This is a genomic window from Streptomyces malaysiensis subsp. malaysiensis, from assembly GCF_040653035.1.
Lineage (GTDB): Bacteria > Actinomycetota > Actinomycetes > Streptomycetales > Streptomycetaceae > Streptomyces > Streptomyces malaysiensis.
In genome coordinates this window covers 44,781-70,968 of sequence record NZ_JBEZNG010000043.1, presented here as the reverse complement: position 1 = coordinate 70,968, position 26,188 = coordinate 44,781, and the positions used below count along the sequence as shown (strand labels likewise).

25 protein-coding genes and 7 pseudogenes are annotated in these 26,188 nt (G+C 68.4%); 21 read left to right on the top strand and 11 right to left on the bottom strand.

Translation table 11 applies throughout. From position 1 onward, the window contains the following. Window positions 1–153: 153 nt before the first annotated feature. The 3 genes and pseudogenes from AB0E24_RS42865 to AB0E24_RS42855 form a co-directional block, all read left to right on the top strand. A pseudogene (locus AB0E24_RS42865) lies at window positions 154–795 on the top strand (response regulator); the annotation flags it as partial. After that, window positions 772–2,454 carry a CHAT domain-containing protein gene (locus tag AB0E24_RS42860; RefSeq protein ID WP_359385238.1) on the top strand — a complete coding sequence of 561 codons (1,683 nt, stop codon included), beginning with the start codon at window positions 772–774 and terminating at the stop codon, window positions 2,452–2,454. The pseudogene AB0E24_RS42865 and the gene AB0E24_RS42860, both read left to right, overlap by 24 nt. Before the next feature lie 354 nt (window positions 2,455–2,808). Beyond that, window positions 2,809–3,132 carry an SDR family oxidoreductase gene (locus AB0E24_RS42855; RefSeq protein ID WP_359385236.1) on the top strand — a complete coding sequence of 108 codons (324 nt, stop codon included), beginning with the start codon at window positions 2,809–2,811 and terminating at the stop codon, window positions 3,130–3,132. A 123-nt stretch (window positions 3,133–3,255) separates the two neighbouring features. Here AB0E24_RS42855 and AB0E24_RS42850 read toward each other — a convergent pair whose 3' ends face one another. Then, window positions 3,256–4,173, bottom strand: a complete 918-nt coding sequence (locus AB0E24_RS42850) for a LysR family transcriptional regulator (RefSeq protein WP_359385234.1) — start codon at window positions 4,171–4,173, stop codon at window positions 3,256–3,258. Window positions 4,174–4,271: 98 nt separating this feature from the next. On the opposite strand from AB0E24_RS42850, the gene AB0E24_RS42845 reads away from it, so the two are divergent. The 6 genes and pseudogenes from AB0E24_RS42845 to AB0E24_RS42820 all read left to right on the top strand — a co-directional run bounded on the left by AB0E24_RS42845 (window position 4,272) and on the right by AB0E24_RS42820 (window position 7,615). After that, the gene (locus AB0E24_RS42845) at window positions 4,272–4,778 is read left to right on the top strand and encodes a GNAT family N-acetyltransferase (protein ID WP_359385232.1); all 507 of its coding nucleotides are present in this window, start codon (window positions 4,272–4,274) and stop codon (window positions 4,776–4,778) included. 14 nt (window positions 4,779–4,792) lie between these two features. After that, window positions 4,793–5,205, top strand: a pseudogene (locus AB0E24_RS42840) (transposase); the annotation flags it as partial. 286 nt (window positions 5,206–5,491) lie between these two features. Next, the gene (locus tag AB0E24_RS42835; RefSeq protein ID WP_359385230.1) at window positions 5,492–6,145 is read left to right on the top strand and encodes a hypothetical protein; all 654 of its coding nucleotides are present in this window, start codon (window positions 5,492–5,494) and stop codon (window positions 6,143–6,145) included. A gap of 134 nt (window positions 6,146–6,279) precedes the next feature. Then, window positions 6,280–6,513 (top strand): hypothetical protein, encoded by a 234-nt coding sequence (locus AB0E24_RS42830; RefSeq protein WP_359385228.1) that lies wholly within the window; start codon window positions 6,280–6,282, stop codon window positions 6,511–6,513. 87 nt (window positions 6,514–6,600) lie between these two features. Beyond that, a pseudogene (locus AB0E24_RS42825) lies at window positions 6,601–6,759 on the top strand (SAM-dependent methyltransferase); the annotation flags it as partial. Window positions 6,760–6,988: 229 nt separating this feature from the next. Continuing rightward, window positions 6,989–7,615 carry a TetR/AcrR family transcriptional regulator gene (locus tag AB0E24_RS42820; protein ID WP_359385226.1) on the top strand — a complete coding sequence of 209 codons (627 nt, stop codon included), beginning with the start codon at window positions 6,989–6,991 and terminating at the stop codon, window positions 7,613–7,615. A 4-nt stretch (window positions 7,616–7,619) separates the two neighbouring features. Here the strand turns inward: AB0E24_RS42820 and AB0E24_RS42815 are convergent, their stop codons facing one another. After that, window positions 7,620–8,327 (bottom strand): GntR family transcriptional regulator, encoded by a 708-nt coding sequence (locus AB0E24_RS42815; RefSeq protein WP_102933025.1) that lies wholly within the window; start codon window positions 8,325–8,327, stop codon window positions 7,620–7,622. Between the two features lie 54 nt (window positions 8,328–8,381). Next, window positions 8,382–9,590 (bottom strand): CaiB/BaiF CoA transferase family protein, encoded by a 1,209-nt coding sequence (locus tag AB0E24_RS42810; protein WP_359385223.1) that lies wholly within the window; start codon window positions 9,588–9,590, stop codon window positions 8,382–8,384. A gap of 17 nt (window positions 9,591–9,607) precedes the next feature. Here AB0E24_RS42810 and AB0E24_RS42805 point away from each other — a divergent pair, with 17 nt between their 5' ends. Then, a complete protein-coding gene (locus AB0E24_RS42805; RefSeq protein WP_359385221.1) occupies window positions 9,608–10,444 on the top strand; it encodes an HpcH/HpaI aldolase/citrate lyase family protein in 837 nt (278 codons plus the stop codon). Then, window positions 10,441–10,674 carry a fumarate hydratase gene (locus AB0E24_RS42800; protein ID WP_359385218.1) on the top strand — a complete coding sequence of 78 codons (234 nt, stop codon included), beginning with the start codon at window positions 10,441–10,443 and terminating at the stop codon, window positions 10,672–10,674. The genes AB0E24_RS42805 and AB0E24_RS42800 overlap by 4 nt, the downstream gene beginning before the upstream one ends. A 393-nt stretch (window positions 10,675–11,067) precedes the next feature. Here the strand turns inward: AB0E24_RS42800 and AB0E24_RS42795 are convergent, their stop codons facing one another. Then, window positions 11,068–11,286: a hypothetical protein gene (locus AB0E24_RS42795; protein WP_206330959.1), complete on the bottom strand. Its 219-nt coding sequence runs from the start codon at window positions 11,284–11,286 to the stop codon at window positions 11,068–11,070. Between the two features lie 245 nt (window positions 11,287–11,531). On the opposite strand from AB0E24_RS42795, the gene AB0E24_RS42790 reads away from it, so the two are divergent. Further along, a complete protein-coding gene (locus AB0E24_RS42790) occupies window positions 11,532–13,508 on the top strand; it encodes a multicopper oxidase family protein (protein WP_359385216.1) in 1,977 nt (658 codons plus the stop codon). Window positions 13,509–14,264: 756 nt separating this feature from the next. Continuing rightward, complete coding sequence (locus AB0E24_RS42780) at window positions 14,265–15,122, top strand: hypothetical protein (protein ID WP_359385213.1); 858 nt, start codon at window positions 14,265–14,267, stop codon at window positions 15,120–15,122. Here AB0E24_RS42780 and AB0E24_RS42775 read toward each other — a convergent pair. Then, window positions 15,119–15,466, bottom strand: a pseudogene (locus AB0E24_RS42775) (IS5/IS1182 family transposase); the annotation flags it as partial. The gene AB0E24_RS42780 and the pseudogene AB0E24_RS42775 sit on opposite strands and share 4 nt — an antisense overlap. 297 nt (window positions 15,467–15,763) lie before the next feature. Between AB0E24_RS42775 and AB0E24_RS42770 the strand changes: the two are divergent. Then, a complete protein-coding gene (locus AB0E24_RS42770) occupies window positions 15,764–16,738 on the top strand; it encodes an NADP-dependent oxidoreductase (RefSeq protein ID WP_359385211.1) in 975 nt (324 codons plus the stop codon). Window positions 16,739–16,760: 22 nt separating this feature from the next. Next, window positions 16,761–16,877: pseudogene (locus AB0E24_RS42765) on the top strand (IS5/IS1182 family transposase); the annotation flags it as partial. Window positions 16,878–16,936: 59 nt separating this feature from the next. On the opposite strand, the pseudogene AB0E24_RS42760 reads toward AB0E24_RS42765, so the two are convergent. Continuing rightward, window positions 16,937–17,110: pseudogene (locus AB0E24_RS42760) on the bottom strand (helix-turn-helix domain-containing protein); the annotation flags it as partial. A gap of 41 nt (window positions 17,111–17,151) precedes the next feature. Between AB0E24_RS42760 and AB0E24_RS42755 the strand changes: the two are divergent. Further along, window positions 17,152–17,580, top strand: a complete 429-nt coding sequence (locus tag AB0E24_RS42755) for an SDR family NAD(P)-dependent oxidoreductase (protein ID WP_359385209.1) — start codon at window positions 17,152–17,154, stop codon at window positions 17,578–17,580. Window positions 17,581–17,745: 165 nt separating this feature from the next. Here the strand turns inward: AB0E24_RS42755 and AB0E24_RS42750 are convergent, their stop codons facing one another. Both AB0E24_RS42750 and AB0E24_RS42745 read right to left on the bottom strand, forming a co-directional pair. Next, on the bottom strand, window positions 17,746–18,138 hold the full coding sequence (locus AB0E24_RS42750) for a VOC family protein (protein WP_069870989.1): 393 nt from the start codon (window positions 18,136–18,138) through the stop codon (window positions 17,746–17,748). Then, window positions 18,135–18,437, bottom strand: a complete 303-nt coding sequence (locus AB0E24_RS42745; RefSeq protein ID WP_359385206.1) for an ArsR/SmtB family transcription factor — start codon at window positions 18,435–18,437, stop codon at window positions 18,135–18,137. Before AB0E24_RS42745 ends, AB0E24_RS42750 begins: the two co-directional genes overlap by 4 nt. Window positions 18,438–18,618: 181 nt before the next feature. Here AB0E24_RS42745 and AB0E24_RS42740 point away from each other — a divergent pair, with 181 nt between their 5' ends. Continuing rightward, entirely contained in the window at window positions 18,619–19,209 is a 591-nt protein-coding gene (locus AB0E24_RS42740) for a hypothetical protein (protein WP_359385204.1), read from the top strand. A 57-nt stretch (window positions 19,210–19,266) separates the two neighbouring features. Here the strand turns inward: AB0E24_RS42740 and AB0E24_RS42735 are convergent, their stop codons facing one another. Further along, window positions 19,267–19,530 (bottom strand): hypothetical protein, encoded by a 264-nt coding sequence (locus AB0E24_RS42735; protein ID WP_100809596.1) that lies wholly within the window; start codon window positions 19,528–19,530, stop codon window positions 19,267–19,269. 86 nt (window positions 19,531–19,616) lie between these two features. On the opposite strand from AB0E24_RS42735, the pseudogene AB0E24_RS46110 reads away from it, so the two are divergent. From AB0E24_RS46110 to AB0E24_RS42715, 4 genes and pseudogenes are all read left to right on the top strand, one after another. Beyond that, window positions 19,617–19,846 (top strand): annotated as a pseudogene (locus tag AB0E24_RS46110) (transposase); the annotation flags it as partial. A 272-nt stretch (window positions 19,847–20,118) separates the two neighbouring features. After that, complete coding sequence (locus AB0E24_RS42725) at window positions 20,119–20,586, top strand: YkgB family protein (protein ID WP_359385201.1); 468 nt, start codon at window positions 20,119–20,121, stop codon at window positions 20,584–20,586. A 414-nt stretch (window positions 20,587–21,000) separates the two neighbouring features. Beyond that, a complete protein-coding gene (locus AB0E24_RS42720) occupies window positions 21,001–21,363 on the top strand; it encodes a hypothetical protein (RefSeq protein WP_359385199.1) in 363 nt (120 codons plus the stop codon). Between the two features lie 155 nt (window positions 21,364–21,518). Beyond that, window positions 21,519–24,416 (top strand): hypothetical protein, encoded by a 2,898-nt coding sequence (locus tag AB0E24_RS42715; RefSeq protein ID WP_359385197.1) that lies wholly within the window; start codon window positions 21,519–21,521, stop codon window positions 24,414–24,416. A 105-nt stretch (window positions 24,417–24,521) separates the two neighbouring features. Here the strand turns inward: AB0E24_RS42715 and AB0E24_RS42710 are convergent, their stop codons facing one another. Together AB0E24_RS42710 and AB0E24_RS42705 are read right to left on the bottom strand one after the other, a co-directional pair. Continuing rightward, on the bottom strand, window positions 24,522–25,181 hold the full coding sequence (locus tag AB0E24_RS42710; protein ID WP_359385195.1) for a DAK2 domain-containing protein: 660 nt from the start codon (window positions 25,179–25,181) through the stop codon (window positions 24,522–24,524). Further along, complete coding sequence (locus AB0E24_RS42705; protein ID WP_079255685.1) at window positions 25,178–26,185, bottom strand: dihydroxyacetone kinase subunit DhaK; 1,008 nt, start codon at window positions 26,183–26,185, stop codon at window positions 25,178–25,180. Before AB0E24_RS42705 ends, AB0E24_RS42710 begins: the two co-directional genes overlap by 4 nt. Between the last annotated feature and the right edge of the window lie 3 nt (window positions 26,186–26,188).

The following is a 26,188-nucleotide window of genomic DNA, read 5'->3' as shown; positions in this document are numbered from 1 at the left end:
TAAGTCCGCGACCACCGCGTGGATGATCGAGAAGCTCCAGCGGCCCACGCTGGTCATGGCTCCGAACAAGACGCTGGCCGCCCAGCTGGCCAAGGCCGGGAACACCGCACCAACAGGAAAGGGGCCGAAGCCGTGGCACGCAGCGTGAAGGTGATGGTCGTTGACGGCCATCCCATGTGGCGTGATGCCATCACCCGTGATCTGGTCGAGTCCGGTTTTGACGTGGTCGCCACAGCGAGCGACGACGAACAGGCGGTGCGCCGTGCCCAGGTCGTCAACCCTGACGTCGTCGTACTCGACCTGAACCTGCCCGCCAAGTCGGGTGTCCAAGTCTGCCGGGAACTGGTCGGGATCCATCCCGAACTGCGGATCCTCGTTCTGTCGGCCGACGGGGAACACGCGGACGTGCTGGAGGCGGTGATGGCTGGCGCCATCGGGTGCCTTGCGAAGCCGGCATCGCGAGCGAAGCTGGTCGACGCCGTGCGCCGCACGGCCGTCGGGGACCCGGTCGTCACGCCCGGCCTTGCCGGCCTCGTCCTTGGCGAGTACCGCCGTCTCGCTTCCGAGTCCACCGCCTCGGTTGCCTTGGGGCCGGCGGTTGCGCCCCTGACCGATCGCGAGGCCGAGATACTACGCCTGGTCGCTAAAGGACTGACCTACGAGCAGATCGGCGAGCGTCTGGTCATCGCGCGTCGTACGGCGCGGAACCACGTCCAGAACGCGATCAGCAAGCTCCAGCTGCACCAGCGAACGGAGCTTGCGCGGCACAGCATGGAACACCATGTCAGCGATGCGGCGGTAGCCGGTACCACGAGCGATAACCGGTACGAATGGGCGCATTCATCAGAGGTCCCTCCCGACACGCACACGGCGGTACCGCCCGCCGTTTCCTCCGGCGGAGCCGACAGCGGCACCTGGCCCAGCGGCTCCCTGGGCAGCTACGGTCCCGTTCTTCCTGACGGCCGAGGCGTCGTGCCGGAGACGGAACCTGGTGAACCGCACAGGTTGACGGCTGAACTCGCCGAGCAGGCACCACCGGGCCGGGAGGTGCCCTTGCAGGTCCAGGTGACCCGAGGCGCTGGGGATGCCGGTGCGGCATTGCGCGAGTTCCATGTTCCTGCTGAGGGGGCGCGGCTGGTCATCGCCGTGCACGCGCCGGGGCTGTTGGCGCTGGGGGATCTACAGCAGGAGGTGACCGTGATGCCAGGCCGAGACTCGGATGTGGTGCGCTTCGGTCTGCGCACCACGGCGCCGGGGCTGCACACCGTGACCGTGCGGGCCTTTCGTGGCGGTACCTTCCTGGGCGAATTGCGAGCACAGATCTCCGTACAGGCCGACACGCCCGCCCGCGACGGCCCGACCCGTAGTGCACCGCTGACCACACTGGCCTTCGACCCGGGTGAGGTGACCCTGCAAGTCCTCAAGGGATCCGATGGGGCCCACAGCTTCCAGCTGCTCAGCGAGACCACCTACGCGCCCGAGTCCTTCCGCCTCCTGGCCGGGAACGCCCACGGTGCCCGTGAGTTGATCTACGACGAGCTGCGTCGCACTGCTGCGGCGGCCGGATCCGGTGGGGGTGCAGACCAGGCCCATGCGCATCGGCGACTGCGCAACCTCGGAGTGCAGCTGTGGGCGAGCGCCGTACCGGACGCCGTGCGACGCCAGTTCTGGGAAGAGGCCGATCGGATCACCTCACTGACCGTACTCGGCGAGCACGATGCGGTGCCGTGGGAATTACTGTATCCGCGCGACCGCGACCAGGAGGGGGATGGCTTCCTGGCTGAATGGCTGCCCGTGGTGCGGCGGGTCTTCGGTCAGGAGCGGGTACGTGAACTTCCGCTGCACCGGGCCGCGTTCGTCGTCCCCCCGGGTTCCCCGCCGGAGGCGGAACGTGAGGTGGCTGCCCTGCGTAACAGATTGGGGCAGGCCGTCGCCGACTTCGGCACGCTGACTCAACGCAGCGTGGTGAGCGACCTCATCGATCAGGGGGCGGCCGGGTTGCTGCACTTCGCCTGCCACAACACCTTCACCAGTTCCGGCTCCCGCGTCACCATGGCCGATGGCTCCTTCGACCCGCTTGATCTCGCTTACGCGGCCCAGTCCGGTGCCTTGCGGACCACGCACCCGCTGATCTTTTTCAACGCGTGCCGCAGCGCCGGCGAGATCGATTGGTTCGCGACGAGCTTGGGGTGGGCACCTCAGTTCTTGCGCGCCGGAGCCGGGGCGTTCATCGGCACGCTGTGGCCGGTGCGCTCGGATTCGGCGCTCACATTCGCTGACACCTTCTACAACCAACTGGTGACGCGGGGCCGAACACTGGGGCAGGCATCCCTGCAAGCACGGCAGGCCATCCGCAACCAGGGAGGGGACCCGACCTGGCTGGCGTATGTGGTCTACGGCAGTCCCGCCGCACGTGCCGTCCTCCCTCAAGCCGACGTCAGCACGGCTGATTAGACGACGAGGGAACGCAGCCTCGCCACCACTTCATCGGCCCGCTCGTCGCCGACGCTGTCTGCTCGGGCTCATCGGCACCCTCAAGGACGGCATGGTGCCCCTCAACGCCGAACGCGGCTGGGGCCCTTTCGGCTACGGCTGGATTAATGATCTTCGGGGATGCGAGCGCCGTCCCGCACCACACTCGAGACGGCCACACTCCGGCCCGCCGGGCAACGTCGGCCTGGGCCGTGATCGCCCGCCCCCGGGCAGCAGCCCGGCGGCAAAGGCGACCAGGGCGCCAGGGAATCCCTCACCCTCCGGCACACCGGCAAGGCACAGAAGCGCTGCCAGACGCACCAGGACTTCGCGTGGGTGTCGGTCGTGTTGTCCGGGGTAAAGGCGTGGCTGATCCGGTTTTCCGAGTCTCTTCGCCACGACCTCAAGGGGCACGGCGTACGGGTCCTCGCTGTGGCGCCTGGGTTCACCCGTACCCCAGGTGCGGCAGGTATCCCGGTACCCCACTGGCTCTGGCTGGAGGTCGATCAAGTCGTCGACCAGGCGATGAAAGACCTGAAGCGGGGCCGGCCGGTGAGCATCGCGGGCTGGCACTTCAAACTGTACGACCAGGCGGTCCGGCACCTGCCGCGCCGGATCGTTGCAACCATGGCCCGGTCCCGTAAGAGGCTGCGCGGATAGGGGCGGTTTCGGGGGCGTCGGCTTGGGCGGTTGTCGCAGCGGTGGGTGTTCCAGGCGTGGCGGATGAGGCTGCGTACGGTACGCCTTCGAGTGGCACTTGTTTGGAGGTGCTCGCTCCGCGAGTCAGCGCACGCTCATCGTCCGGTCGTGGTCACGGCCTGTTATGGACTCGGATGCTGCTATGAAGGCTTGTAGGAGAGGACGGTCGTCTCCTCGGCGGGTGGCCATCAAGATCCGGCTCACGGTAGGAGGCCCGTCGAGTTCGAGCCTGCGGGCGCCTGCGGGGAGCAGCGTCGTGACGCTGTAGGGGGCGATGCTGACGCCGAGGCCGGCCGCGACGAACATGATGATGGTGTGCCAGTTCGAGCACTCCTGCGCGACCTGGACGTCGATGCCGGCGTTCCGCAACGGCTGTGTGTTCACGTCGAACGCGTGAGTTCCTGCTGAACGCGGGAACAGGATCAGCGGCTCAGCGGCCAGCGCCCTTGCTTCCACCCGGTCACCCCTTGCGGCGGGGTGCTCTGTGGGGATGACGGCGACGAACCGTTCCGATGCGAGTAGGGAAAGGTCGATGTCGTCGCGCTCCTCGGCGTCCCGCACGATTCCGACGTCGGCCGTACCCCGCTCCAGGGCCGCCAGGACATCGGTGGTGAAACCGTCGTGAAGTTTGACCTGGACGTCCGGGCGGCGGCAGGAGAATGCACGGAGGTGTTCGCTGATGATCGCCGTGGCGGAGGTGATGAAGGCGACATCCAGACGGCCGGCCTCACCTCGGCCGACGCGCCCGGCCTCGTCGAGGTCGGCCGCCAGACGGCCCAGAAGGTTCCGGGCCCTTGGCTGGAACGCCGCTCCCGCCTCTGTGAGGCGGACACTTCGAGAGGTCCGCCGGAACAGCTCAACGCCGACGATCTTCTCAAGCTGCCTGATCTGCTGGGACAGGGCGGGCTGAGCGATGTGCCGCTGGGCGGCGCGGCCGAAGTGCAGTTCCTCAGCCACCGCCAGAAAGTACCGCAGATGACGGAGCTCGATTCGCTGATCCATAGTTTGAGCTTATCGATAGAGGTCAAGGCGTGTATTGGACATATGGGTGAGTGACGTCGGAGGCTACGGGAAGCCACACCGGAAAGGGAGCCCTTCTCATGCCGCACACCTCTGCCCCGACCATGATCTCCTCGATCGGCTCACAGAGTGACGCAGACGCGTTCTACGCGCTGAACGAGGAGTGGATCTCGCGTCTGTTCACCCTCCAGGAAGAGGACCGGGCCGTTCTCGGAGATCCGTTCGGCCGCATCGTGGGCCCGGGCGGCGACGTACTCATGGCGCGCGAGCCGGGCAACGGCACTGTAGTTGGGTGCGTCGCACTTCTGGCCTATCCGGACGCCGTTTTCGAGCTGGCGAAGATGGCCGTGGCTCCCGCCGCGCAAGGACGCGGCATCGGCCGCCAACTCATAGCCGCAGCGGTCGACCGCGCCCGGGCACTCGGTGGGACCCGGCTGTTCCTCGGCACGAACAGCAAGCTGACCCCTGCCCTTCACCTCTACGAGGACGCTGGGTTCGGCAGGATCACCCGCGACCGTCTCCCCGTGGCCGACTACTACGCCCGCGCCGACATCCTCATGGAACTGCGCAGTGATGGCGCTCCGTGATCACTGGGAGACCTGTGCCTGCGCTTCCCTCATGGCTGACCGAACCGCTTTGGGCTCAATTCGCGACCCTGCTGCCGGTGCGGCCGGTCTACGATCCGGCCCACCCGCTGGGCTGCCACCGCCGCCGGGTCAGCGATCGGACCGTATTCGACACACTGCTGCGCAGGTGCTGCGTTTCGGCTGCTCCTGCCAAGGCATCGCCGATTCCACCTGCTCAGCCACCACGATCCGAGGCCGTCACGACGAGTGGATCCGGCTCGGCGCCTTCGCCCAGCTCAGGGAGATCGTCCTGAACGCCTACGACCGAATCGTCGGTCTCGTGCTGGAGCAGATCGCCATCGATAGAGGACCGCATGGTGCCGCTCACCGAAGCCTGGGACAGCGGCGCCTCCACCCGGTCGGCGCAGGAACGCCAGGACTACGCCAACGACATCTGCGACACCAGGTCTTGTCGCGGTGAGCGCTCGGGAGAACCGTTCCAAGGCCGACCAGAACCCCAATCAGCGGCTTCCCACTGATCCGGGAGCCCACTGCCGGTACATCGAGGAACGGACCGTGAACCGTGCTGAAGTCCCGCTGGGACTGTCAGCAGACCCAAGCGAGGTGACCGCACTCACCGATCTCGCGGACAGTTGCCAAGACGCACGCATCACCTACTGACTTGAGGTCAGTATCCGCGCAGCCATCGAGCAGAGGTACCATCCACCACCAACATGAAAAAGCCCCGGACGAGAAAGCTCGTGATGGACACCTCTACTGACAACACCAGCCTGAAGTCCCAGTACACGGCCCAGATCACCGCCGACCTCGAACGCAACACAGCCGAACACGAACGCCTGAGCACCGAAATCACGTCCCTGCAACAGCAACTGTCGGCACTGGAAACCAACCGGGCGCTCCTGCTCAATATGCGGCAGACCCTCGGTGACGAAGCCGCCGGTGACGTACCCGAGAACACCGACGTCAGCAGCTCTGCGAATGGCTCGTCCGCCGTACGGAAGTCCGCGGAGACACCGGCGCCGCGCAAGCCGAAGAGGAAGACCGGCACGACCGGCACCGGACAGAAGCAGGCCGAGCCAGGCAAGAGCCGCTCCAACCGGGTACGAAAAGCGGGTGGGGCCACACTCGGGGACCTCATCCGTGACGACCTCAGCCAGCACAGTGAACCGCGCTCCGCGGCCGAAGTCACCACCGCTCTCACTCAGGCCCTCCCGGACCGCGAGATCAAGGCCACAGTCGTGCGCAGCACGCTCGAGGCACTCGTCGCCAAGGGGCAAGCACACCGCACCAAGCAGCAGAGGGCCGTTTTCTACTCGGCCACTGCCCCGGAGGCAGCCCCCGACATGGGTGAGCCCACCAATGCCTGATGAGCTCCAGTTCTTCCGTCTCGCATGGGGCTGGAGTCCGTCGCGATCACGCTGATCACCGGCGAGGAGTGGCTCGAGCACCGGGGATCGGTGGGCCGACCCTGGTACTGCGGCTTGAAGGTCCTCGGCCCAAGGTGCTCTCCTCGGTCGTGGTCGGCCTGCCCGATGACGACCTGGGGCAGCGGGCCCATGCCATCGTGCAGGCCGAGCCCGGCACCACCGCGCGGGAACTCCTCGACTTCCTCGTCGACGAACTCAACAAGGTGACGCGGGCCTACGGGCACCCGTTCCATCCGGCCGCCGCACTGCCCGAGGCGATCGAGGCCATGCCCGACGGCTGGTTCTCCTCCTGGCACCCGGCCACCTGACCCCACAGATCGCGGTGCCCGGCGGGGACACCCGGGGCTCCTCGGGCACCGCGCCCCGCAGGACGCGCCCCCACCACGGCATCCGGGCAGTGGCTCGACATCGGCACCGGCATTCCGACCAAACGCAATCCGCACGAGGTGGCACAGTCCGTGGCACCCGACGCCCGCATCGTCCACGTGGACAACGACCCGATCGTCCTCGTGCACGCGCAGACCCTGCTCAACAGCTCCGCGGAGGGCCGCACGCGCGCCCGGCGGACGGCGAGCAGATGGGGGGGCGACGGGCCGGGAAGCAGGCGTCGTACAGCTCCCGCCAGCGGGCGCGAACCCCTCCGTAACTCCGCCGGACGCGCCGGGTCGGGCTCGATCGCGCCCATCCCCCGAAGCGCATCCGTGGCCCTCCGAAGAGGGAACCAACAAAGTTACACTGTAGTGTAACTATCGTGTCCATGTGGGCGACGAGACGGAGACCCGAATGAGCGTTGAGCAAGTCCAGCCGGCCAACAGCCGTCGCCAACGGCGGTGGCAGGACGTGCACGATCGCTTGTACGACGCCGCTTGCGAGCTCTTCCTCGAGTCCGACTTCGTCAGCACCTCCGTCGACGAGATCGCCGAGCGGGCCGATGTCGCGCGGAAGACGGCCTACAACCACTTCCCACGCAAGCGTGACCTCATCTCGGAGTGGGGGCGGCGACGGCGTCTGTTCGTACAGGGAGAGTTGTCGGAGGAGGTAGTGGCGACGCACTCCTTCGAGGATGTCCTCCACCACTACTTCCGCGCTCTGGTGAGGATCAACCAAGTACAGCGCCCGTTGACGATCCGCATGCTGATGGGCTGGCGTGAATCGGGAGGTCCGTTCGATGTCGACCCCCACCTCCTGGTCGAGGTGTTCCGGGACATCACCGCCAGAGCGGTCGACCGTGGCGAGCTCCGGGCGTCCACCGACCCTGCGCGTGTGGCCACGATCCTGTACAGCTGCTACTTCGGGATTCTGTACGAATGGGTCGCCGGCTCCGATCAGGAAGCCCCGTTCGACCTCGCGCAGGCGTACACCCAGCTGCTCGACTTGACGTTCGAGGGCCTGCTCGAACGACCGGCCTGATGGATCAGACGAGGTCGTCGTCGAACGGATCGGTGGTTTCGTCGCCGCCGAGATGTGCGGTCACCGCCAGGAAGCCTTCGCGAAGGTGGTTCTCGATCGCCGCTGCCGCCGCGTCGGGATCACCCGACCGGACCGCACGGACGATCTCCCGGTGCTCCTCCCCCGATGCGCGGAGTCGCTCCGGCGATCCCAGGAGCACATCCCAGGGAAACGAGGTCCACAGCGAGGCGATGTGGTCGGCCAGTCCAGGCATACCGCAGCGGTCATAGAAAAAGAAGTGGAACGTGCGGTTGAGTCGACGGACCTGCTCCGAGTCGTGCGCGGAACCCGCTCGTTCCATGTCGGCGACGAGCGCCTCGGCGGTGCGCATATCAAGTGCCGACACCCGCACCGTCGCCCGTCTCATCGCGTAGGTTTCGGCGAGCCGGCGCAGGACGTAGATGGTCTCCACCCTGGCGAGGTCGACTGCCGCGACCCGGACGCCGCGGTGTGGCTCCGAGATGACCAGCCCATCGGATTCCAGGATGCGGAAGGCTTCTCGCACGGGTGTGATGCTCGTCTGGAAGCGCTCGGCCAGCGCATCCTGACGAAGGCGTTCGCCACGGCGGATCTCACCTGAGAAGATCAGCTGACGGAGGTCATCGACGATCTGGTCCCGCTTGGTACCCAGCGGTTGCTGCGATCGCACGTCACATCCTTCGCGGCTCGGCACACCGAGTCATCATGGTAGCGCCAGTGGCGGTGGGTCCCCGCTCGACTGTACCGCTCAGGTGATCATCGATGTCCTCCCGGAAAGTCCCAGCTCGGCCAGGACAGCCTCGGTGTGCTCGCCGACCGCGGGGATCCTGTCCATCCGCGGTTCGACACCCTCCATGCAGATCGGGGGCAGGGTGGCCCGGAGGTGGCCGACCGGGGAGTCAACGTCGCGCCATCGGCCCCGACTGCTCAGCTGAGGGTGCTCAAGCACACTGTGGAGGTCGCGTTGACGCGCATGAGCGATCGCTGCCCGCTCGAGTCGCGCCTGGAACTGCTCGCCGGTGAGCATCACAAGGTGATCGTGGATCAGGCGATCAAGTTCCTCTCGGTGGCGCACTCGCAGTGCCCCGGTGGCGAACCGGGGGTCGGTCGACACATTGGAGTCATCGAGCACGATCGAGCAGAACGCCTCCCACTCACGCTCGTTCTGGACCGACAGCACCACGTCGGTTCCATCGCCGGCTCGGAACGTGCCGTAAGGCGCGATCGCCGCATGGCTTGTGCCGGTGCGCTGCGGCGCGTTCCCGCCATGGCCCGTGTAGTACAACGGATATCCCATCCACTCGACGAGCGCGTCGAAGAGGCTGATGTCCAGCGCGGTGCCGACATTGGTGCGTTGGCGGTCGTAGAGCGCGGTCAGGATGCCGGAGAAGGCGTACATACCGGCGGCGATGTCCGCGGCGGGAATGCCGGTCTTCGCCGGCTCGGCCTCGGTTCCGGTGATCGACACCAGACCCGCCTCGGACTGAATCAACAGGTCATACGCCTTGGCATCCCGCAGCGGCCCGTTGGTCCCGTAACCACTGACTGAGCACGTGATCAGCCGCGGCCATCGTGCGCGCAACTCCGCCGCGCCGAGTCCGAGTCGATCGGCCGCGCCGGGAGCCAGGTTCTGCACGAACACGTCAGCCCGTTCGAGCAAAGCGGCCATGACGTCATGTGAGCTGGGGTCCTTCAGGTCCAGCGCCACGCTCTCCTTCGACCGGTTCAGCCATACGAAGTGACTTGACATCCCTCGCACGGTCTCGTCGTAGTCGCGGGCGAAGTCACCGCGGCCGGGTCGTTCGATCTTGATGACCCGGGCACCCAGGTCGGCAAGCTGACGGGTCGCGAACGGGGCGGCGACGGCCTGTTCGCAGGAGACGACCGTAACGCCCCGCAACGGGAGGTCGCGCGGGAGTCGGGCGACCGGGAGAGCCGATCCAGAAGTATGATGCATGAAAGAAAGGATAATGCATGAAACTGGAGGCTGATTCTCTTGGTCATGCTCGCTCCCTGCTGTTCGTCCCCGGTGATCGTGCGGATCTCTTCGACCGCGCGGTGAGATCCGGTGCGGATGCCGTCGTCATCGACCTGGAAGACGCGGTCACACAGGACCGGAAGACGGCTGCCCGAGAGGCGGCTCGCGCCTGGCTCGACCGTGGTGGCTCGGCCATCGTGCGGGTGAACCCGCAAGAAACCGAAGGATTCAGTGCCGACATCAGCGCCGCCGGAAGACTGGCGACCGCCATCATGCTGCCCAAGTGCGAGGACCCGGGCGACGTCGAGCGCGTGCGCGCCGAAGCGCGGCATCCGGTCCCCGTCATACCTCTCGTGGAAACCGCGGCGGGTCTGGTGAACGTCGAGACGCTGTGCCGCGCCGAGGGGGTGGTGCGCACGGCGCTGGGGAACGTCGATCTGGCCACGGAGCTGGGTGTGACGCCCGATGACGATGAGGCGCTGCTGCATGCGCGCTCCCGTCTGGTGATCGCGTCGGCAGCGGCAGGCCGGCCCGGCCCTGTCGACGGGGTGACCACCGACATACGCGATCCGTCCAAGGCCCGTACCGACAGTCGGCGTGCGAGACGCCTGGGTCTGACCGCGAAGCTGTGTGTCCATCCACTCCAGGTGCCAGTGGTCAACGACGTGATGACGCCGACGGCCACGGAGATCGCGTGGGCCCGTGAGGTCGTCGACCGCGACAGCGGCGGTGTCCTCGTGATGGACGGCCAGATGATCGACACACCGGTCGTCACTCGGGCGAGCCGCGTCCTCGACCAGAGCCGGCGTTTCGCAGTGCAGGAGCAGGAATGACCGAGTTCGTATACGCGGAGACACTCGGCCTCCGCTGTGCGCAACTCGCCCCGCCGACCATGTATGACGAGCGCGACACCGGGACGAACCTGCCTGCCCAGATCGAGATCATGACCGAGCGCCAGGACACGTACGAGTTCCTCTTCACGGCCAAGGGCGGCGGTTCCGAAGACGCGGGACCTCTTGACAGTGTGACGCGGCATACTCAAAATCATTACACTTCAGTGTAATGATCGATTCGAGTGTAAAAAATAGGTGACCAGTGCCGGTCGGACGTACGAACAGCGGTGACGGGCCGGTGGCAGGCCACGTGGTGGGCGGTCGACTTCGCCCGGTCGATGGAGCGCCGGGCGTACTCGAAGCGCTCTCCGCAGATGCCTCCACATCACACGAGACGATCGAGTTCATGGTTCCGGGCCGAGAAGCACATCCGCCACAGGAAGCGGCCCCGATCTCCGTCCCGGAGGTGCGACGTTGACGTTGACGACCCCGCAGTCCGACCCGTCGGCGGCGAGGAACCGCACCGCCTCCTGGCCGCGAAGTTCCAGATGTTATTGCCGCAATTGGACGAGCGTCAGCGCCGTCCGGCCGTAGGGGCGAAGGATGAACTCCTGCTACTCGTATCAGGCCCCGTAGGCTTCGAAGTCGCCGTTGGCGCGGACGGCGTGCGGCTTGAGCTGCGGCTTTGGCGCCGTAGAGGCCCCAGCGGGCGCCGGTGACGTCCACACGGGTCTTCGCCCAAGGGGCGGCACGCTCTCGATGATGCCGGCGTCGATCGGCCAGCCGCGTTTCAGCGCAGTGCCGTAGTGCAGGCGTTCGACCTGGCCGGTCAGGTAGTTCACGGCCTGCTCGGCGCCCTACCCTGCTCGCACAGATCACTCACGGCGACCAGTCTTCCGTCCCAGAGCCCTTCCTCGGACGGCCCCCTCGGCCGACGTGGCCTCGGCGACACGACGGCCGGGGCGTCCGCTACCCCATACAGGCAACAGTTTCCACCGCCATCATCCCTTTCACCCATATTTCTACCTTTCTGAGCTAGGTTCGGGGCCATGTTCATTCCGGACAAGGGCGGCATGGAGGAGGCAGGGTGATCTCGCGACGGCAGGTGCTGGTGGCGGGTGCGGTCGGCGGCGCGACGGTGCTCCTGGCGCCCCGCGGTGCGGGGGCGGTGCCGATCCGACGGGCACAACCACTACTCGATCCCGCGACCATCCCGAAGTACGTGACGGACCTGGTGGTTCCGCCTGTCATGCCGCCGGTGCGGGAGCACGACAGGCACAAGATCGACGAGTATCGGATCGGAGTGCGCCAGTTCCAGCAGCAGATTCTGCCACCGGGTCTGCCGACGACCGTGGTCTGGGGCTACGGCTCGGTCGAGGACAGCGAGACGTTTTCCTATCCCGCCTACACGATCGAGGCGCGGCTCGATCGTCCGGTGCGGGTGACCTGGATCAACGAACTAGTCGACAGGAGGAGCGAGTTCCTGCCGCCTCTGCTGCCGGTCGACCCGACGTTGCACTGGGCCAACCCGCCGGGCGGGATCGCCGGCCGAGACTCCATGCCCACGTTCACCCGGACGCCCGGCCCGTACACCGGCCCGGTGCCGATGGTCACGCACCTGCACGGCGGGCACTCCCGGCAAGAGAGTGACGGCTATCCGGAGGCGTGGTACCTGCCCGTAGCGAAGAACATCCCCGCCGGGTTCGCGAGGGTCGGTACCTACTACGACGAGTTCCGGGCGGAGTTCGAGCGGAAATACGGGATCAAGTGGAGGCCCGGGACAGCGACCTTCCAGTACGGCAACGACCAGCGGGCGTCCACCCTGTGGTTCCACGACCACGCCCTGGGCGTTACCCGGTCGAACGTCTACGCCGGCCTGGCGGGGTTCTATCTCCTCCGGGGCGGCCCGTCCGACCTGCCACCCGGCGTCCTGCCCGGTCCCCACCCTTCGCTCGGTGACAGGCCCGGCACCCGCTACCACGAGATCCCGATCGTCATCCAGGACCGGTCGTTCAACCCGGACGGCTCCCTCTTCTACCCGGACAGCCGGGCGTTCGCGCAAGACTGCACCAATCCCGCCGACTACATCCCGAACGGCGACGTCCCGCCGATCTGGGTCCCTGAATTCTTCGCCGACACCATCGTGTCCAACGGTCGGACCTGGCCCCGCCTCGACGTCGAGCAGCGACGCTATCGGCTACGCCTGCTCAACGGCTGCAACGCCCGGACCCTGTTCCTGAAGATCGCGGCCAACCCGACCGCCCCAAGGCCGGTCACCCCCGCCCTGCCGATGTGGCTGATCGGCACCGACGGCGGCTTCCTGCCCGAACCGGTGCGACTCGATCAGATCCTGCTCGCCAACGCCAACCGGGCGGACGTGATCGTGGACTTCACCGATGTGCCGCAGGGCACCGAGCTGTACCTCATCAACGAAGGCCCGGACGGACCGTTCCAGGGCGGCACACCCGGCACCGACTTCCCTCCGGCCGACGTCAACACGACCGGGCAGGTGATGAAGTTCGTCGTCGGGCCCCGCATCGGCGCGGACAAGAGCGTCCCGCCGGATCAGCTCCGCCTACCCCCGTTCACGCCCCTCGGCCCGGCGACCAACACCCGTCGGCTCTTGCTCGACGAGCAGGTGTCCACGACCGGCTGCGGCCCCGTCGCGACCCTGCTCGGCACCGTCGCACCCGACGGTAGGGCCACACCACTCAGGTGGAGCGATCCGGTCACCGAGAACCCAGCCCTCAACTCCACCGAAATCTGGGAGTTCGACAACCGGACGATGGACGCCCACCCCATGCACATCCACCAAGTCCAGTTCCAGGTGGTCGGCCGCGGACCGGACGGCAACCAGCCGCCGGCCCCGCAGGAAAGCGGCTTCCTCGACACGGTGGTAGCCCTGCCGCCCGGGCCCGGCCAGACCCGGGAGATCACCCGGATCAGGGCACTCTTCGACCTGCCTGGGCGATACGTATGGCACTGCCACATCATCGAGCACGAGGACAACGAGATGATGCGGCCATACATCGTCGGACCGATGGGGGGCGCCGAACACCCGTGACGCTGGTCGCGAGGGCGTCCCCTACATGGCGGGCCTCATCACCGGAGCAGCCGCGCTGTTCGCGGCCGCCCTCGGCGCAGCAGCACACGCGGCGACCTCGCCGAAACCGGGCGACGGCGAACCCGAGGAGCCGACCTTGTGCCGGAACCTACACCGTGCTTCGCCACCGCCATCCGAGCATGGCTGCCGGTCCCGGCCAGGCTCAACGTTCCGGCCGAAAGCGCCGCGCCCGCTACCTCTTCCCGGCCGTCACCTCCGGTCGCCCGGCTTCGCCGCGTAGTGCTGAAGGCACCAGATCGCCGACGACGGCTCGATCGCCGAAGCACCCAGAGGCGAGAAAGCCGCCGGACGCTCACCGGTCGGCCGAGGCGAACAGGGCCTCAGCCGCTCCGGAATGACAGGCAGGGTCGGGCGCTCAGGTCTGCCGGAGGAACGCTGCCACTCCCTATCGCACCCCAGGTCGTTACCCACCGGTGTCAGGCCCGGTCCCGAAACGTGTGCTTCTCGGCCTTTGCGGTGGGTAAGATCACGCCGCACGCTGAGCGGGCGGTTCGAGCCACGCCGCGCACGGCACAGAGCAAACATCGGGGGAACGGCATGAGTACGAACGGCAATGGTTACTGGGGTCCGACGGGCGGACCCGGACCCGGTGGACAGCCGGGCCAAGGTCCCGGCCATCAGCCCTACCCCGGGGCCGGACACCACCCGCACCCCGGCGGACCCGGCGTCGGGCCCTACCCGCCACAGCCCGCGCCCGTGCCGCCGCAGGGGTACCCGGGGCATCCGCAGGGCCCGTACCCGCTACAGCCGCCCGGCGGTGGCCCGCAGCCGCCGTTCCCGCGCCCGCCCCGGCCGCCGCTCACGCGCGGGCAGCGGATCCTCAAGTGCGTCTACAACCCGTTCTACGCCGCCCAGCGGGCCTTCCGCCCCTCGCGCCCGGACACCGTCGAGGATCTGACGGTGCGCAAGATCCAGATGTGGCGGACCGGGCTCGGCCTCGCCGCCTGGCTCGTGCTGATCATGTCGTACAAACCGGTCGACACGGCCAAGGGCGTCGAGACCGTCGCGGACGACAAGTTCAACCAGAGCTGGATCAGCACACTCGTCCTCGTGTGCGCCTTCCCCTTCGCGATCGCCCTGTTCGCGTTCGCCGCGCAGGGTGCGCTGCGCGGGCTCTACCTGCGTCGGTCCCTGAAGTCCTTCGGGGCAGTGGCCGCTCTGATGGGGTCCATGGCCACGTTCCCCCTCGCCGTCGCGCCCGACTCGGCGACCGCCGGCTTCCGTGACGCCATCGGGACCCCCGGCATGGTCATCCTCATCACCCTCTGCGCGTGGTCGCTGGGGTTCGCCCTGTACGGGATCGCGCTGTGCCTCATGCACGTGTTCCGCACCGCCGACATCCACGAGGTGCTGCCGCCGATCCTCGCCACCTTGCTGGTGTGGGTGATGGCCGCCCTCGACGTGATCAACAACGAGAACGCCGAGGTTCCCGTCCTTGCCCGGATCGTGTTCCTGCTCGGCGCTCCGGTGTCGGTGACGGTGTTGTCGTGCTGGGAACTGTACCGGCTGCGGAAGCACCACAACCTGACCGTGCGACAAGCCCTCGGCCGCTAAGGCGGGTTGAGGCCGTTGCCGTGCTGTCGGCAGTCGCGGAGGATCTTGTGGTTCTTCATCCGGCCGATCACATGCGGACCGGACTCCCGCCATGCCTTCGCATGCGCCGTGGCGTCCGGTACCGGGCGAGCCACAGCAATCACCAGGCGTGTGTCCGCGTCCACGATGACCTGCACGTTCGCCGAGAACCGGTAGTTGCGCGAAGACGTGCCCACGGGTCCGATCGCGGACCGGGACCAACGTCCGTCCACGGTCCACAACCGGTCGGCCGCCTGCCGCGGCCTCCGCACCGGCTCGAGCGCGAGCAGCGGACCAAGGCGCTGGATGACCCGGCACACAGTGGCGAGGAACATGACCGCCTCGCCGCCCTGGCAACCGCACTCACCCAGGGAACAGCACAGGATGCAGCAGGGGGCGCGGGCCGCCGAGGTATCCGAGGAGGATGTGGGCCTGACGTTGGCGGCGGTGAAACACCTGCGGGTTTCGGTGGCGAGTCAGCTAAGCGCTGTCCGGCAACCGATGGGTGATGCCGACTAAAGCGTTCAGGGTGAGACGCCTCACAGCTGATACGCGTGGCGACCGGCGCCGCGTCAGCACAGCGATGCATACTCGCGTCGAGCCCCATTCTCCCGGGAGGCGTCATGCCGCAGTCGGAACCAGCTGATGCACGGATGCGGGCCTGCGGGGTCGCCGAGAAGTCCGGTGCGGTTCAGTCGCTATGGCTGCCCAGGCCCCGGCCACCCGGGCCAGGCGAGATCTTGCTCGACGTCCTGGCCGCCGGGGTCGGCCCCTGGGACCTGCTGCCTGCCTCAGGCAGCTGGGACGTGGGCCTGCGCCTTCCGGCGGCCCTCGGGGTGGAGGGCGCAGGTCGTGTCGTCGCCGTGGGGCCGGATGTCACGGCCCCTGCCGTGGGTGACCTGGTGCTGGCCCACAGCGCTCCGCTGCCCGGCCACAGCGGTTTGTGGGCCGAGCAGGTGCTGCTGCGAGCCGCGGACGCGGCACCTCTGCCCGAGGGCCTGGACCCGGCGCGGGCGGCGGCACTTCCCGTCAACGGTCTGACCGCCTGCCAGGCTTTGGACTGGTTGGACCTGTCCAGCGGCATGCACCTGCTGGTGACGAACGGAGCGGGAGTGACCGGAGCCCTCGCCCTGCAACTCGCGGTCGCGGCCGGAGTCCAGGTGACGGCGACAGCGTCTCCCCGCTCTTTTGACCGGCTGCGCCACCTGGGCGCGACAGACGTCATCGACTACCACCGCCCCGCCTGGCCGCGCGAGGTCGGGCGCGTCTTCGACGCGGCGCTCACCGCAGCCCCCGGAACGGCCGCCACCGCCGCGGAACTCGTCCGCCCGGGTGGCCGACTGTGCTCCATCACCTCGGACGCCCCGGCCGCGAGCGCCGAACTCGCTTCGACCGATCTCTACGTCCGTCCGGACGCAGAGGCTCTCGCTGTCCTCGCCGACCAGCTCCGCGACGGCGTACTCGACCTGCCCACGGAGGTGCTTCCCCTTGATGAAGGCCCAGGCGCCTTCGACCGGTCCTCAAAGGGCCTCACCGGCGGAACCAAACTCGTGCTCCGCGTCACCGGCCCGGCCTCCTCGGACACCATGCCAGCGTAGATAGCCCAGCGACTCCGTTGCGCGGACGAACCCGACGCCGCGCCAGCTGACTCCTTTGCCCAGGGTCTCGAAGTCCGCAGCCGACCGGATCATCATCCACCTCGGACCGCTGCTGACGCTGCGGCCCCGCAAACGGTTCGGGTAGAAGTGCGGAAAGCTCAACCTGTTCGACTCCGCGGGGAGCACGCTGTCGATCAACTCGCGGCGGCTGCTGAACCGGTTGTACAGGGTCCCGATGCTGACATCCGCGCGTCTGGCGACTTCGTCCAAAGGTGCCCCCAAACCGCGTTCCTGGAAGACGTCAAGGGCAGCGGCCCTGAGCTTCTCCAAGTTGCGCCGGGCATCTGCGCGCAAGGGCGGGCGGCCGGGCATGGCACCTCCACGACATAACTTGACCTAGCCCCTCATCTCACATGGCGAAGACCATCGCGGTTTTCGGCGCGGGTAGCGGCATGGGGAAGGCGGTGGCCCGCCGCTTCGGACAGGAGGGTTACCGGATCGCGCTGGTCGCCCGCCGTCGCGAGCTCCTCACTACGCCCCGTTCAGCCCGGCAATTGGTGCACCACGTGCTGCCGGAGATGCTGGAGCGCGGAGACGGCGGAATCCTGTTCGTCTACGGTTCTTCGGTCATGTTCCCCGCAGGGGGTGTTTCCGGGCCTGTTCCGCTGACGGCGGCCGCGCGCAACTACATCCTCGCCCTTCACGAGGAGCTGGCAGGGCGAGGTGTCTACGCGGGGAGGTCTGGCGGTGCGAGCTTTGATCGCTCAAAACCAGGCTTCCCAGGCGGTGAAGGCCGGAGAAATGAAACTGAACATGGAACTCCCCGTGGTGGAGCCCCATGAGCTCGCCGATCTGGAATGGGAACTGATGCGAGCCCGGAACCAAGCCGACGTCCTTTACCCCCGCCAGTTGAACCGTGTCCTGCACGGCGAGGGGGCGGAACCTGGCCCGGCCGCACCCGGCCGCGCCCGGCCGATCCGCCCGTGCTCGCCGCTCCTCCTGACCGCTTACCGCGGCTGCGCTGCGATCTGGATCAGGTTGCCGCAGGTGTCGTCGAAGACGGCGGTGGTGACAGGGCCCATCGCCAGCGGCTCCTGGGTGAAGCGGACGCCGAGGGCCTGTAGGCGCTCGTACTCCGCCTCCACGTCGGGGACGGCGAACTGGGCAAGTGGGATGCCGTCCTTGACCAGGGCGTCGCGGTAGGGCTTGACGGCCGGGTGGCCGGCGGGCTCCAGGAGGAGTTCGGTGCCGTCGGGGTCGTCGGGCGCGACGACGGTCAGCCACCGGGCCTCCTCGCCCAAGGGGACGTCGTGCTTCTTCACGAAGCCGAGGATCTCGGTGTAGAAGTGCTCGGCCTTGGCCTGGTCGTCGACGAAGACGCTGGTCAGATGGATCTTCATGGGGTGCTCTTCTCCGGTCCGAACGGGTCGGGCAGACGCCATCGCTCGGTGATCCGCCGCGGCGGGGCCGTGTTCAGGTCGTGGAACTTGTAGCGGCCCTCCCGCCTCGTTTCGACGAGCCCGGCGGCCTCCAGCAGGGCGAGGTGCTGCGAGACCGCCTGACGCGACATGCCGAGCTGGTGCTTCATGCTCAGCCGCGAGCAGATCTCGAACAGTGTCTGTCCCGACTTCTCCGTGAGCTCGTCGAGGATGATGCGGCGGGTGGGGACGGCCAGGGCTTTGAAGAGGTCGTCGGCCACGACCACAGCATAGGCAAGCATTTGCTTGCCTATCAAGCCGAGGGCAGCGGTCTGCGCATGCAGAAGGATCCGTGGTTCGCCATGGGCCCGGGGCTCTCAAGTGGCTTCGGCCTCTCGGCGCAACTGTCGGCGCGTCCGGACAGTCGTACCCGCCGTGACCGGAACACGTACACAGCACAGGGTGATGTTGTCGCCCGCCGTCTCCACGGCAGCGGGCATCGGGAGTCTGGCCCTCGCCGTCGTGGCGAGCTGGAGCAGCCTCCTGCTGGTCGTGCGGGGGCGGGTGGTACCCGGCTGGGGGGTGAGCGCGGCTCTCCTGGTCATGGCGCTCGTTCTCCGATGGGCGCTCACCCGGGCAGGGCGCCCGGCGGATGCTTCGAGCCTCCCGCGGAAGCGATCGACGTCGGCACGGAAGGCGAGCAGGTTGCTGATCGCCACGGCGGTCCTTGGCACCGCATGGGGAGCGGTGGACGACCTGGCCTCCGGCGCGGAGTACCACGTTCTGCGCCCCGCGGGGCCGGGGGGCTGCACGGCCGTGGTGCGGGAGACGTCCTTTCTCGTGATCGGCAATGGCGAGGCGTACGCGGTGGGGCGCACCGGCCTGGCGCTGCACGAGTCGGCGTCCTGGACGGTCGACGATGGCTACCGGCCCGTCGACGCGGGCACGTACGAGTTGAGCTGGGGGCGGGGCGGGGGTTTTCTGCGCATCAGCGGTACGAGCGGCGATCCGGTCGTCCGTGGGGGATCGGCCGACATCGACTGCGGGTGGTGAGGCCGGTCCCGCCGCCACGACGACACGGCCGGTGCACGGCGCCCGACCCCGCCCCGCTCACGCCTCTTCCGGGGCCCGCTCGAACGTGAAGTACGCGCTCAGCGTGTACGGCTCTTCCTCGTCGTGGGCGAAGTCCCAGGAGACGTCCACCAGGAAGACGTCGTACTCCGCCACCCACTCCGACGCCTTCCTCAAGGCATCCGCGGCGGTCTTGGCCGGGAACAGCTTTCGCGCCATCGGGTGCACCTGCGACTCCGCGTCCGAGTCGTCGAACCCCTCCGGCACCTCCAGGCACAGGCCCGGGTCGATCTCCTTGGCCATGGCCACGTCCCTTCCAGTCCATGTCCCACTGGCGGTCGTATTCTAAGACGTCGCTTCTCATGGCGTGGTCAGTCGTTGAACGGTGCATGGCGGATTTGGTGGAGCGGTTGGTGCCGGATGAGTTGTGGGTGCTGTTCCGGCGGGTGGTGCCGCCGACGGAGGTGAGGCGTCCGCAGGGCGGGGCCGGCGGCGGGCCGGTGACCGTGAGGCGCCGGCGGCGATCGTTTTCGTGGCCACGTCGGGCTGCACGTGGCGGCAGTTGCCGCCGGTGTTCGGGCCTGCCTGGCCCACCGTCTACCGGCGCTTCGCCCAGTTTGGGCCGCCACCGCTGGGACGGTCTCCTGGCTGGCCGGCTGCCGACGCCCGCACCGCCGCCACGAACGCAGGGCAGAACACTTCCTCGCCTTCGTCGGCATAGCCGCAGCCCTCATCAACTACCGCCGACTCACCAACTGAAACGACGTCTTGGCAAATACGGAAAAGGCCCCGGGGTCGGCGTGCCATGAGGTAGGTCCTGGCGTACGCTGAGCAGACGCAGGGAGTTCCGCGGTGCACATGTGGAGGGACACCCGTATGAGAATGCGTTCCATGGTCGGCCAGGTTCTTGAGAACACAGGATTCCCAACAATCCGCTATGGACTGGCGCTGAATCTCCTGTCGATTGGGCGGCTCAAGTTCGAAAGTTATGAGGTCGAGAACATTCGACCCTTGGTCACCGCGAGCCCTCTATTCTCACGGCTCCTCACCGAACTCGGCGAACAAAAACTGGCCAGGGTCATCGGTGCAACAGAGATGATTACGGGATCATTGATCGCGGCGAGACCGTTCGCGCCGAGAGCCTCGGCGCTAGGAAGCCTGGGGGCTGTTGGGATATTCGCCACAACTCTCAGTTTCCTGGCCACAACACCCGAGGCATGGCAGGAGAAGCGCAGAGAACCAAAGCTCTCTCTCGCCGGCCAATTCCTGGTGAAAGACATCGTGTTGCTCGGGGCTTCCCTGCTCACGGCGGCCGAGTCTCTACAGGCCAGTCGGCGCACGCAGTCCACAACGCGGTAGCGAAGAATCCCAGGACGTGCAACTCGTCGCAGGAGATCGCCCTCTCCGGGGTACTACGGGCCCCCACCGTGCGGGCCGCCTACGGTCCTCCACCAGCCGGAAGCACCAGCCGTCACCCCACACCCCGACCCGCAGGACCTCAGCGGCGACGAGATCGGGAACGGCTGGAGCGAGCAGGCGCCCGTTCGGACGGTCGCCTCGCTGATGCCCGGGGCCCGCGCGGTACCGGTCGCCAGGCTGTCCGCGGGCGTATCCGGAGTGGTTCCCGACGGCCGCGGAGCTGTGCCATGGTGCCCATACCCCTCCGGAACCGGCGTTCTGCAATGAGCGTCTGAGTCCGGGAGGAGAGCGCGTTCACCGGTGGGACTCCCGGCCTTCCACGGGCCGGCTCCGCGGAGGAGGGCAACGGAGGACATGGCGCACAAGTGGAAAGTCACGCTCATCGCGGTCGGGGCCGTCCTGGCCGCCTCCACCCCCTTCGTCTGGTGGATGAACGGCCCGGACACCGCTCAGATGGTCGGCGGTTCGGTTCAGGGCGTCACCGGAGTGGCCTCCCTGATCTGGGCCCTGGTGTCCTCCCCCACCAGGACGGGCCCCGAGGCGGACGATGTGGCGGTCGACACCGGAGTTGCCAGGGCCACCGCGGGAGGGCACGCCTCCACGGGCGTCCGGGGTCCGCGTGAGGCAGGAGGCCGGCGGCTGCGGGCCGAGCGCACCGGAGACGCCACCGCGGACGGCCCGGGCAGCCGGGCGAACACCGGGGTGGAGCGCCGCTGACCGCTCCGAGACCGCCCTTCCATACACGGGCCCGCATGGGGGAAAGGACGAGCACGATGCACCCTTGGCGCAAGCGCGACAACGGGCACCATGCTGACGGCACACCATTGCGGGACTCGGAGCGGGGAGCCGCGTCGGCGTCCGAGGGGGCGGAGGTGAGCGTCACCGGGACCGGCGACGCCTCGGCCGTCGACGGTGGCACCGCGGTCTCCGGCCATCTGGCCCATGGCCCGGGCCCGGACGGTCCCGTGTATGTGAGCCGGACCGGGGACGCGGTGGCTTCAAAGGGCGGTGTGGCAAACACCGGCGTCATCTACGCGAGCATGGAGCCCCCCACGCCGGTCAGGACCGCCGCACGCCTCGCCCGAGCGGTCAAGGAGCGCGAGGGGCGGCAGCACGACCTGCTGCTGGGTGCCGGCAGACGGGCCCCGGCGGGATTCATCGATCTGCCGTTCACCGCGGTCACCCGCCTCCAGGAACCGCCCGTCAGCGGATCGATGGGCGAGGTCGCCGCGTGGTACCGGTGGCAGCGGCCCGACTGCTTGGTGATCACCGGAAACCCCGCCGCGGCGGGCCGCGCCGACGCCGGGGCGGGGAAAACGGTCTTCCAACTCCGCCTCGTTCTCGGGCTCCTGGAGCGCCGCGGCCCGGAGGATCCGGTTCCGGTGCGGTTGTCCGCGGCGTCATGGAACCACGACGAGATCAGGGGGTGGCTGCGCAGGCACCTCGCCTCGGTCTACCGGCTCAAGCCGCGGGAAGCGTCGGCGGTCGTCGACCACGACCTGGTCCTCCCCCTGATCGACGGTCTGGACGAAATCTCCGCACCTCGGTCCCTCATGGGGGCCATCGGCCGGTACAAGCGCGGAGGGCGGGCGTGCCCCGTGGTGCTCACGTGCAGGCGGGCCGAGTACGAGGACCTTCTCGACACGGACGACCTGCCCCCCAACGTCACGCATCTCCGTATCGCGCGCGTCGACGCGGAACGTGCGCGCGCGTTCCTCCTGGAACGGGTTGCCACGAGCCGCGTGGGGCTGGACCGTTGGCGCCGCGTCCTGGACACGCTGGAGGACGCGGAAAGGCCCGGCGGGCCACGGGAGGCCGCCGCGCTGGCCGCCGAACTGGACAGCCCCTGGCACCTGACGCTGTCCGCCATCGTCTTCGACGAGCGCAACAGGGCAGGTGAGTACGTCCGCAGCCCGGACGAGCTGCTGCGCCTCGCGGCCGACGGCGAGCTGCACGAGTATCTCCTCGACCGCTACGTCGCGGCGGCGGTGCGGCTCCCGTACCGGGGCGCGTCGGGCGATGAGCCCGATCTGGCGCGTCGCCTCCGCCTGCACGCGGGCAGCACCTGGAAGAAGCTCGCCGTCCTCGCGCGCTACCTCCAGGACAACAACCGGGCCCCGCGGATCGTCTCGGGGACGCGCCTGAGCGGCACCGACATGGTCCCGAACGAGCTGTGGCCGCTGGCCGGAGTCCGCCGGGTACGGAGGACCGAGGCCGTCCTGGCCGCCTCGTGCCTGGCGCTGTGGTCAACGGTGCTGGTCCTGGTCAGCCATGTCGCCCTGGCCATCACGCTGGCCGGCGTCGTGACCGTGGCGGTGTGGTACTTCGCCCCGGCTCTCCGGCGCCTGGAGAACCGCTCCCATCCGGCTGGTGCCGCCTGCGACGGCCTCGCGTTCGGAACGATGACCGGGGCGGTGGCGGTCGCGTTCGGCGCGGGGACGCTGCGAGCTGCCGTCGCCGCGGCGGCCGGTGCGGTCCTGTCCGGTGCCGTCAGCTGGGCCGAGCGCACCGCGTTGACGCGGATCCGCACGGTGCGCACACCGCTGAGGCGACCGTGGCCGACGGCGCTGCTGAAGGGGACAGCGGTCGGCCTGACGGCCCTGATCGTCGTGGGCGTCGGGGTCTCGGCGGCGGATGGACCGGCCGCGGCAACCGGCACCGCAGCGGTGTTCTCCCTCGGGCTGGGGGTGGTGGCCGGGCTGGAAGCCAGGGCAGTGGCAGTCCTGGACACAGCCTCCCTGCCCCGCCCCGGAGTTCGGGGTCTGCTGACCGGGCTCCGCTGGTTCGCCGGGCTGCTGGTTCCTCTGGTAGCGCTGGTCATACCGCTGACGGGCGGGGTGGGGAGGTGGGCGCTGTTCCTCTGCATCCTCAGTGCCTCGGCAGGTCTCGGGGTGGGCATCGGCGCGGGATTCGCCACAAGTACCGAGGCCATGGAGGAGCCTCCCGTCTTCTGGCTCCTGGCGACAGCGATCACGCATGGGATCGTGTGGATGCCGGTCTTCGCCATCTGGCACATCACCCAGCTGGGCAGCGACGGTTGGCTCCTCACCGGCGCCACGGGGTTGTTCATGGGCGTGGTGGGGGTCATCTTCGCCGCGGGCTGGACGCGACTCCGGCCCACCCACGCGCGCCCTCCACTCCGCGACGCGTTCTGCGCCGGAGCCGTGTGCGGAGCTCCCGCGGCCGTCACCGCGGCACTCGTGGCCCACGGGATCCTCGGCTTGGAACGGCCTCTCCTTCTGGGCCTGTCGGTCGGAGGTGTGTGCGCGGCTGTCCGGGCGCTGCGGGAATTGGCCCGTGAGCGGCCCGAGGACATCGGAGAGCGCGAAGCGCGGGAAGCGCGGAGGGAGTGGTTGGAGGAGCTGGGCAGACCGGTGCCGGTGCGCCCTGCTCCGCGTCCGCTGCTCGACGATGCGGCCAACACCATGCTCGCGCTGTGCGTCAGCGGAATCCCGGTTCTGGCACTCTGCTGCTGGGCGTTGAACGGCTTCGCGGCGGAGCCCCCCGACGGCTTCGCCGCCTTCATCGCTCCCTTCGCGAGGCTCGCCGTGGTGCTGGTCGCCGTGGCGCTGGCGTCCATGCTCAATGCCGTACGGCTGCGCTACGGCGTGTTCCTGGCGCTCACCCCCAACCTGAGCCAGCTGCGGCCGTTCCTCGAGGAGTGCACGGCACTGGGCCTCCTCCGCATGTCCGGCGACGCGTACCAGTTCCGGCACCGCGAGCTCCAGGAACACCTCGCGGACCGGCCCCGACCTCCGGACGTGCGGTGACCCCGCCGAACACGCAGGCAGCTTGACACACTCATGGAGACTCCCCTGGGCTGACGGTCCACCGCGAGAACTCGATGGGCAGGGCGGACCGCCATCCCAGGTTTCCTACCCACCCTGCATGTCGAGGTCAGCGGGGATGAGTCCCTGCCCGGGGGACAGAATGTCAGCCAGTACGCCGGGTTCCTGTTCCAGCACTTTGGCTCGGGACCAGAAGAGCAGGGCGACGCCGACCGCTCCGGGGTCGGGCGCTCCCAGGACGCGTTCTCCGACGTAGGAGGCTCGTCCTCGGCGTGCGCGCAGTGAAGCCGTGGCTTTCGCACCGTCGAGGGCTGCCAGGGCAGATGCGTGCGCGTCTCCGCCGGCGGCCAGGGCATCGCAGGCGGGTAGGAGCGCATCGACCATGGTGCGGTCCCCCGCTTCGGCTTCACCGACTCGCTGGATTGCTGCCTTGCCTTCGCGGACACCGGCGGCCCATCCCGCCTCGCTGTTGTCATCGGCGAGGGCGTGGGCGATTTCCTGGAACAGAAGCCCGATGAGGGGACCGCTTGTTCCTCCGACCTCGTCGAGGAAGACCCGTGCGGCGATGGTGAAGGCCGGCTCGGTGGGGGCCGCGTCCAGGGCTGTGGTGACCTGGTCGATGCCTTCGCGGAGGTTGTCGCCGAAGTCTCCGTCTCCGGACAGCTGGTCGAGAGCGGTGAGGGTGTCATGCGCCATATGCACGCTGTGCGCATACGTCTGTATGAGTCGCCGCTGGTCGATGCTCATCGTGGGAACTCCGTCACGGGGAAGGCGGGTGTGCGGGTGGGGCTGTTCCAGAGGTCGATCCACGTGTCGTGCATTGCGGTGAGAGAGAGGGAGAAGCCACTCATGTCGAGCGCCGGGACGAAGGTTCCGACGAGTCGGCCCGCCACGTCCACGCCATCCTCGGCCAGCCGTGCGCATACCTGTGTGTACACCGCGTACAGCTCCAGGAGGGTTGTCGCGCCCAGCCCACCCACCAGTACCAGGACGCGCGCCGTGTCGGGGGGCAGGGCTGCCAGCACCTGTTGGGTCATGCGGTCGACGAGCGGCTCGAAGCCGGTGTCGGCCTGGGTGGAGGCGGCACGTTCCCCGTGTATGCCGACCCCGTATTCAAGTGTTCCGTCGGTGAGCTGGAATGCTTCGCCGCCGCGGAAGGGGGCGGTCTGGGCGCGTGCCGCTACAGCGATACTGCGTGAGGCGGAGGCGATGTGGGTGCCGAGTGCGGCGAGATCGTCCAGTCGGGTTCCCTGATCGGCCGCGGCCCCGAGGAGCTTCTCCACCGTGACGGTGGCGGCGGTGCCGCGGCGTCCAGTGGCGGTCTCCGCGCTGTCGGTGGCGATGTCGTCGTCCACGAGGACGCGGCGGACGGCTATCCCGTCGGCCCGCAGCCGTTCGGCTGCTATGCCGAAGTTGATGCGGTCCCCGGTGTAGTTTTTGACGATATGCAGGACGCCGTCGGGGCCGGCAGCGGCCCGGGACGCTTCGTAGATCTGCCGGTTGTGGGGAGAGGCGAAGACGCGGCCGGGGACGGCGGCATCGAGCATGCCTTGTCCGACGAATCCGCAGTGCAGGGGTTCGTGGCCGGAGCCGCCCCCCGAGACGAGGCCGACGCGCCGGCCTGGGTGCCGGTGGCGGGCTGTGATGTAGAGCGGTTGTTCGTGGAGGCGGATCAGGTGAGGGTGGGCCAGGGCCAGGCCCCGCAGGGACTGTTCCACTGCGGCGTGTTCGGGCAGGAACAGGCGGTTCACGGA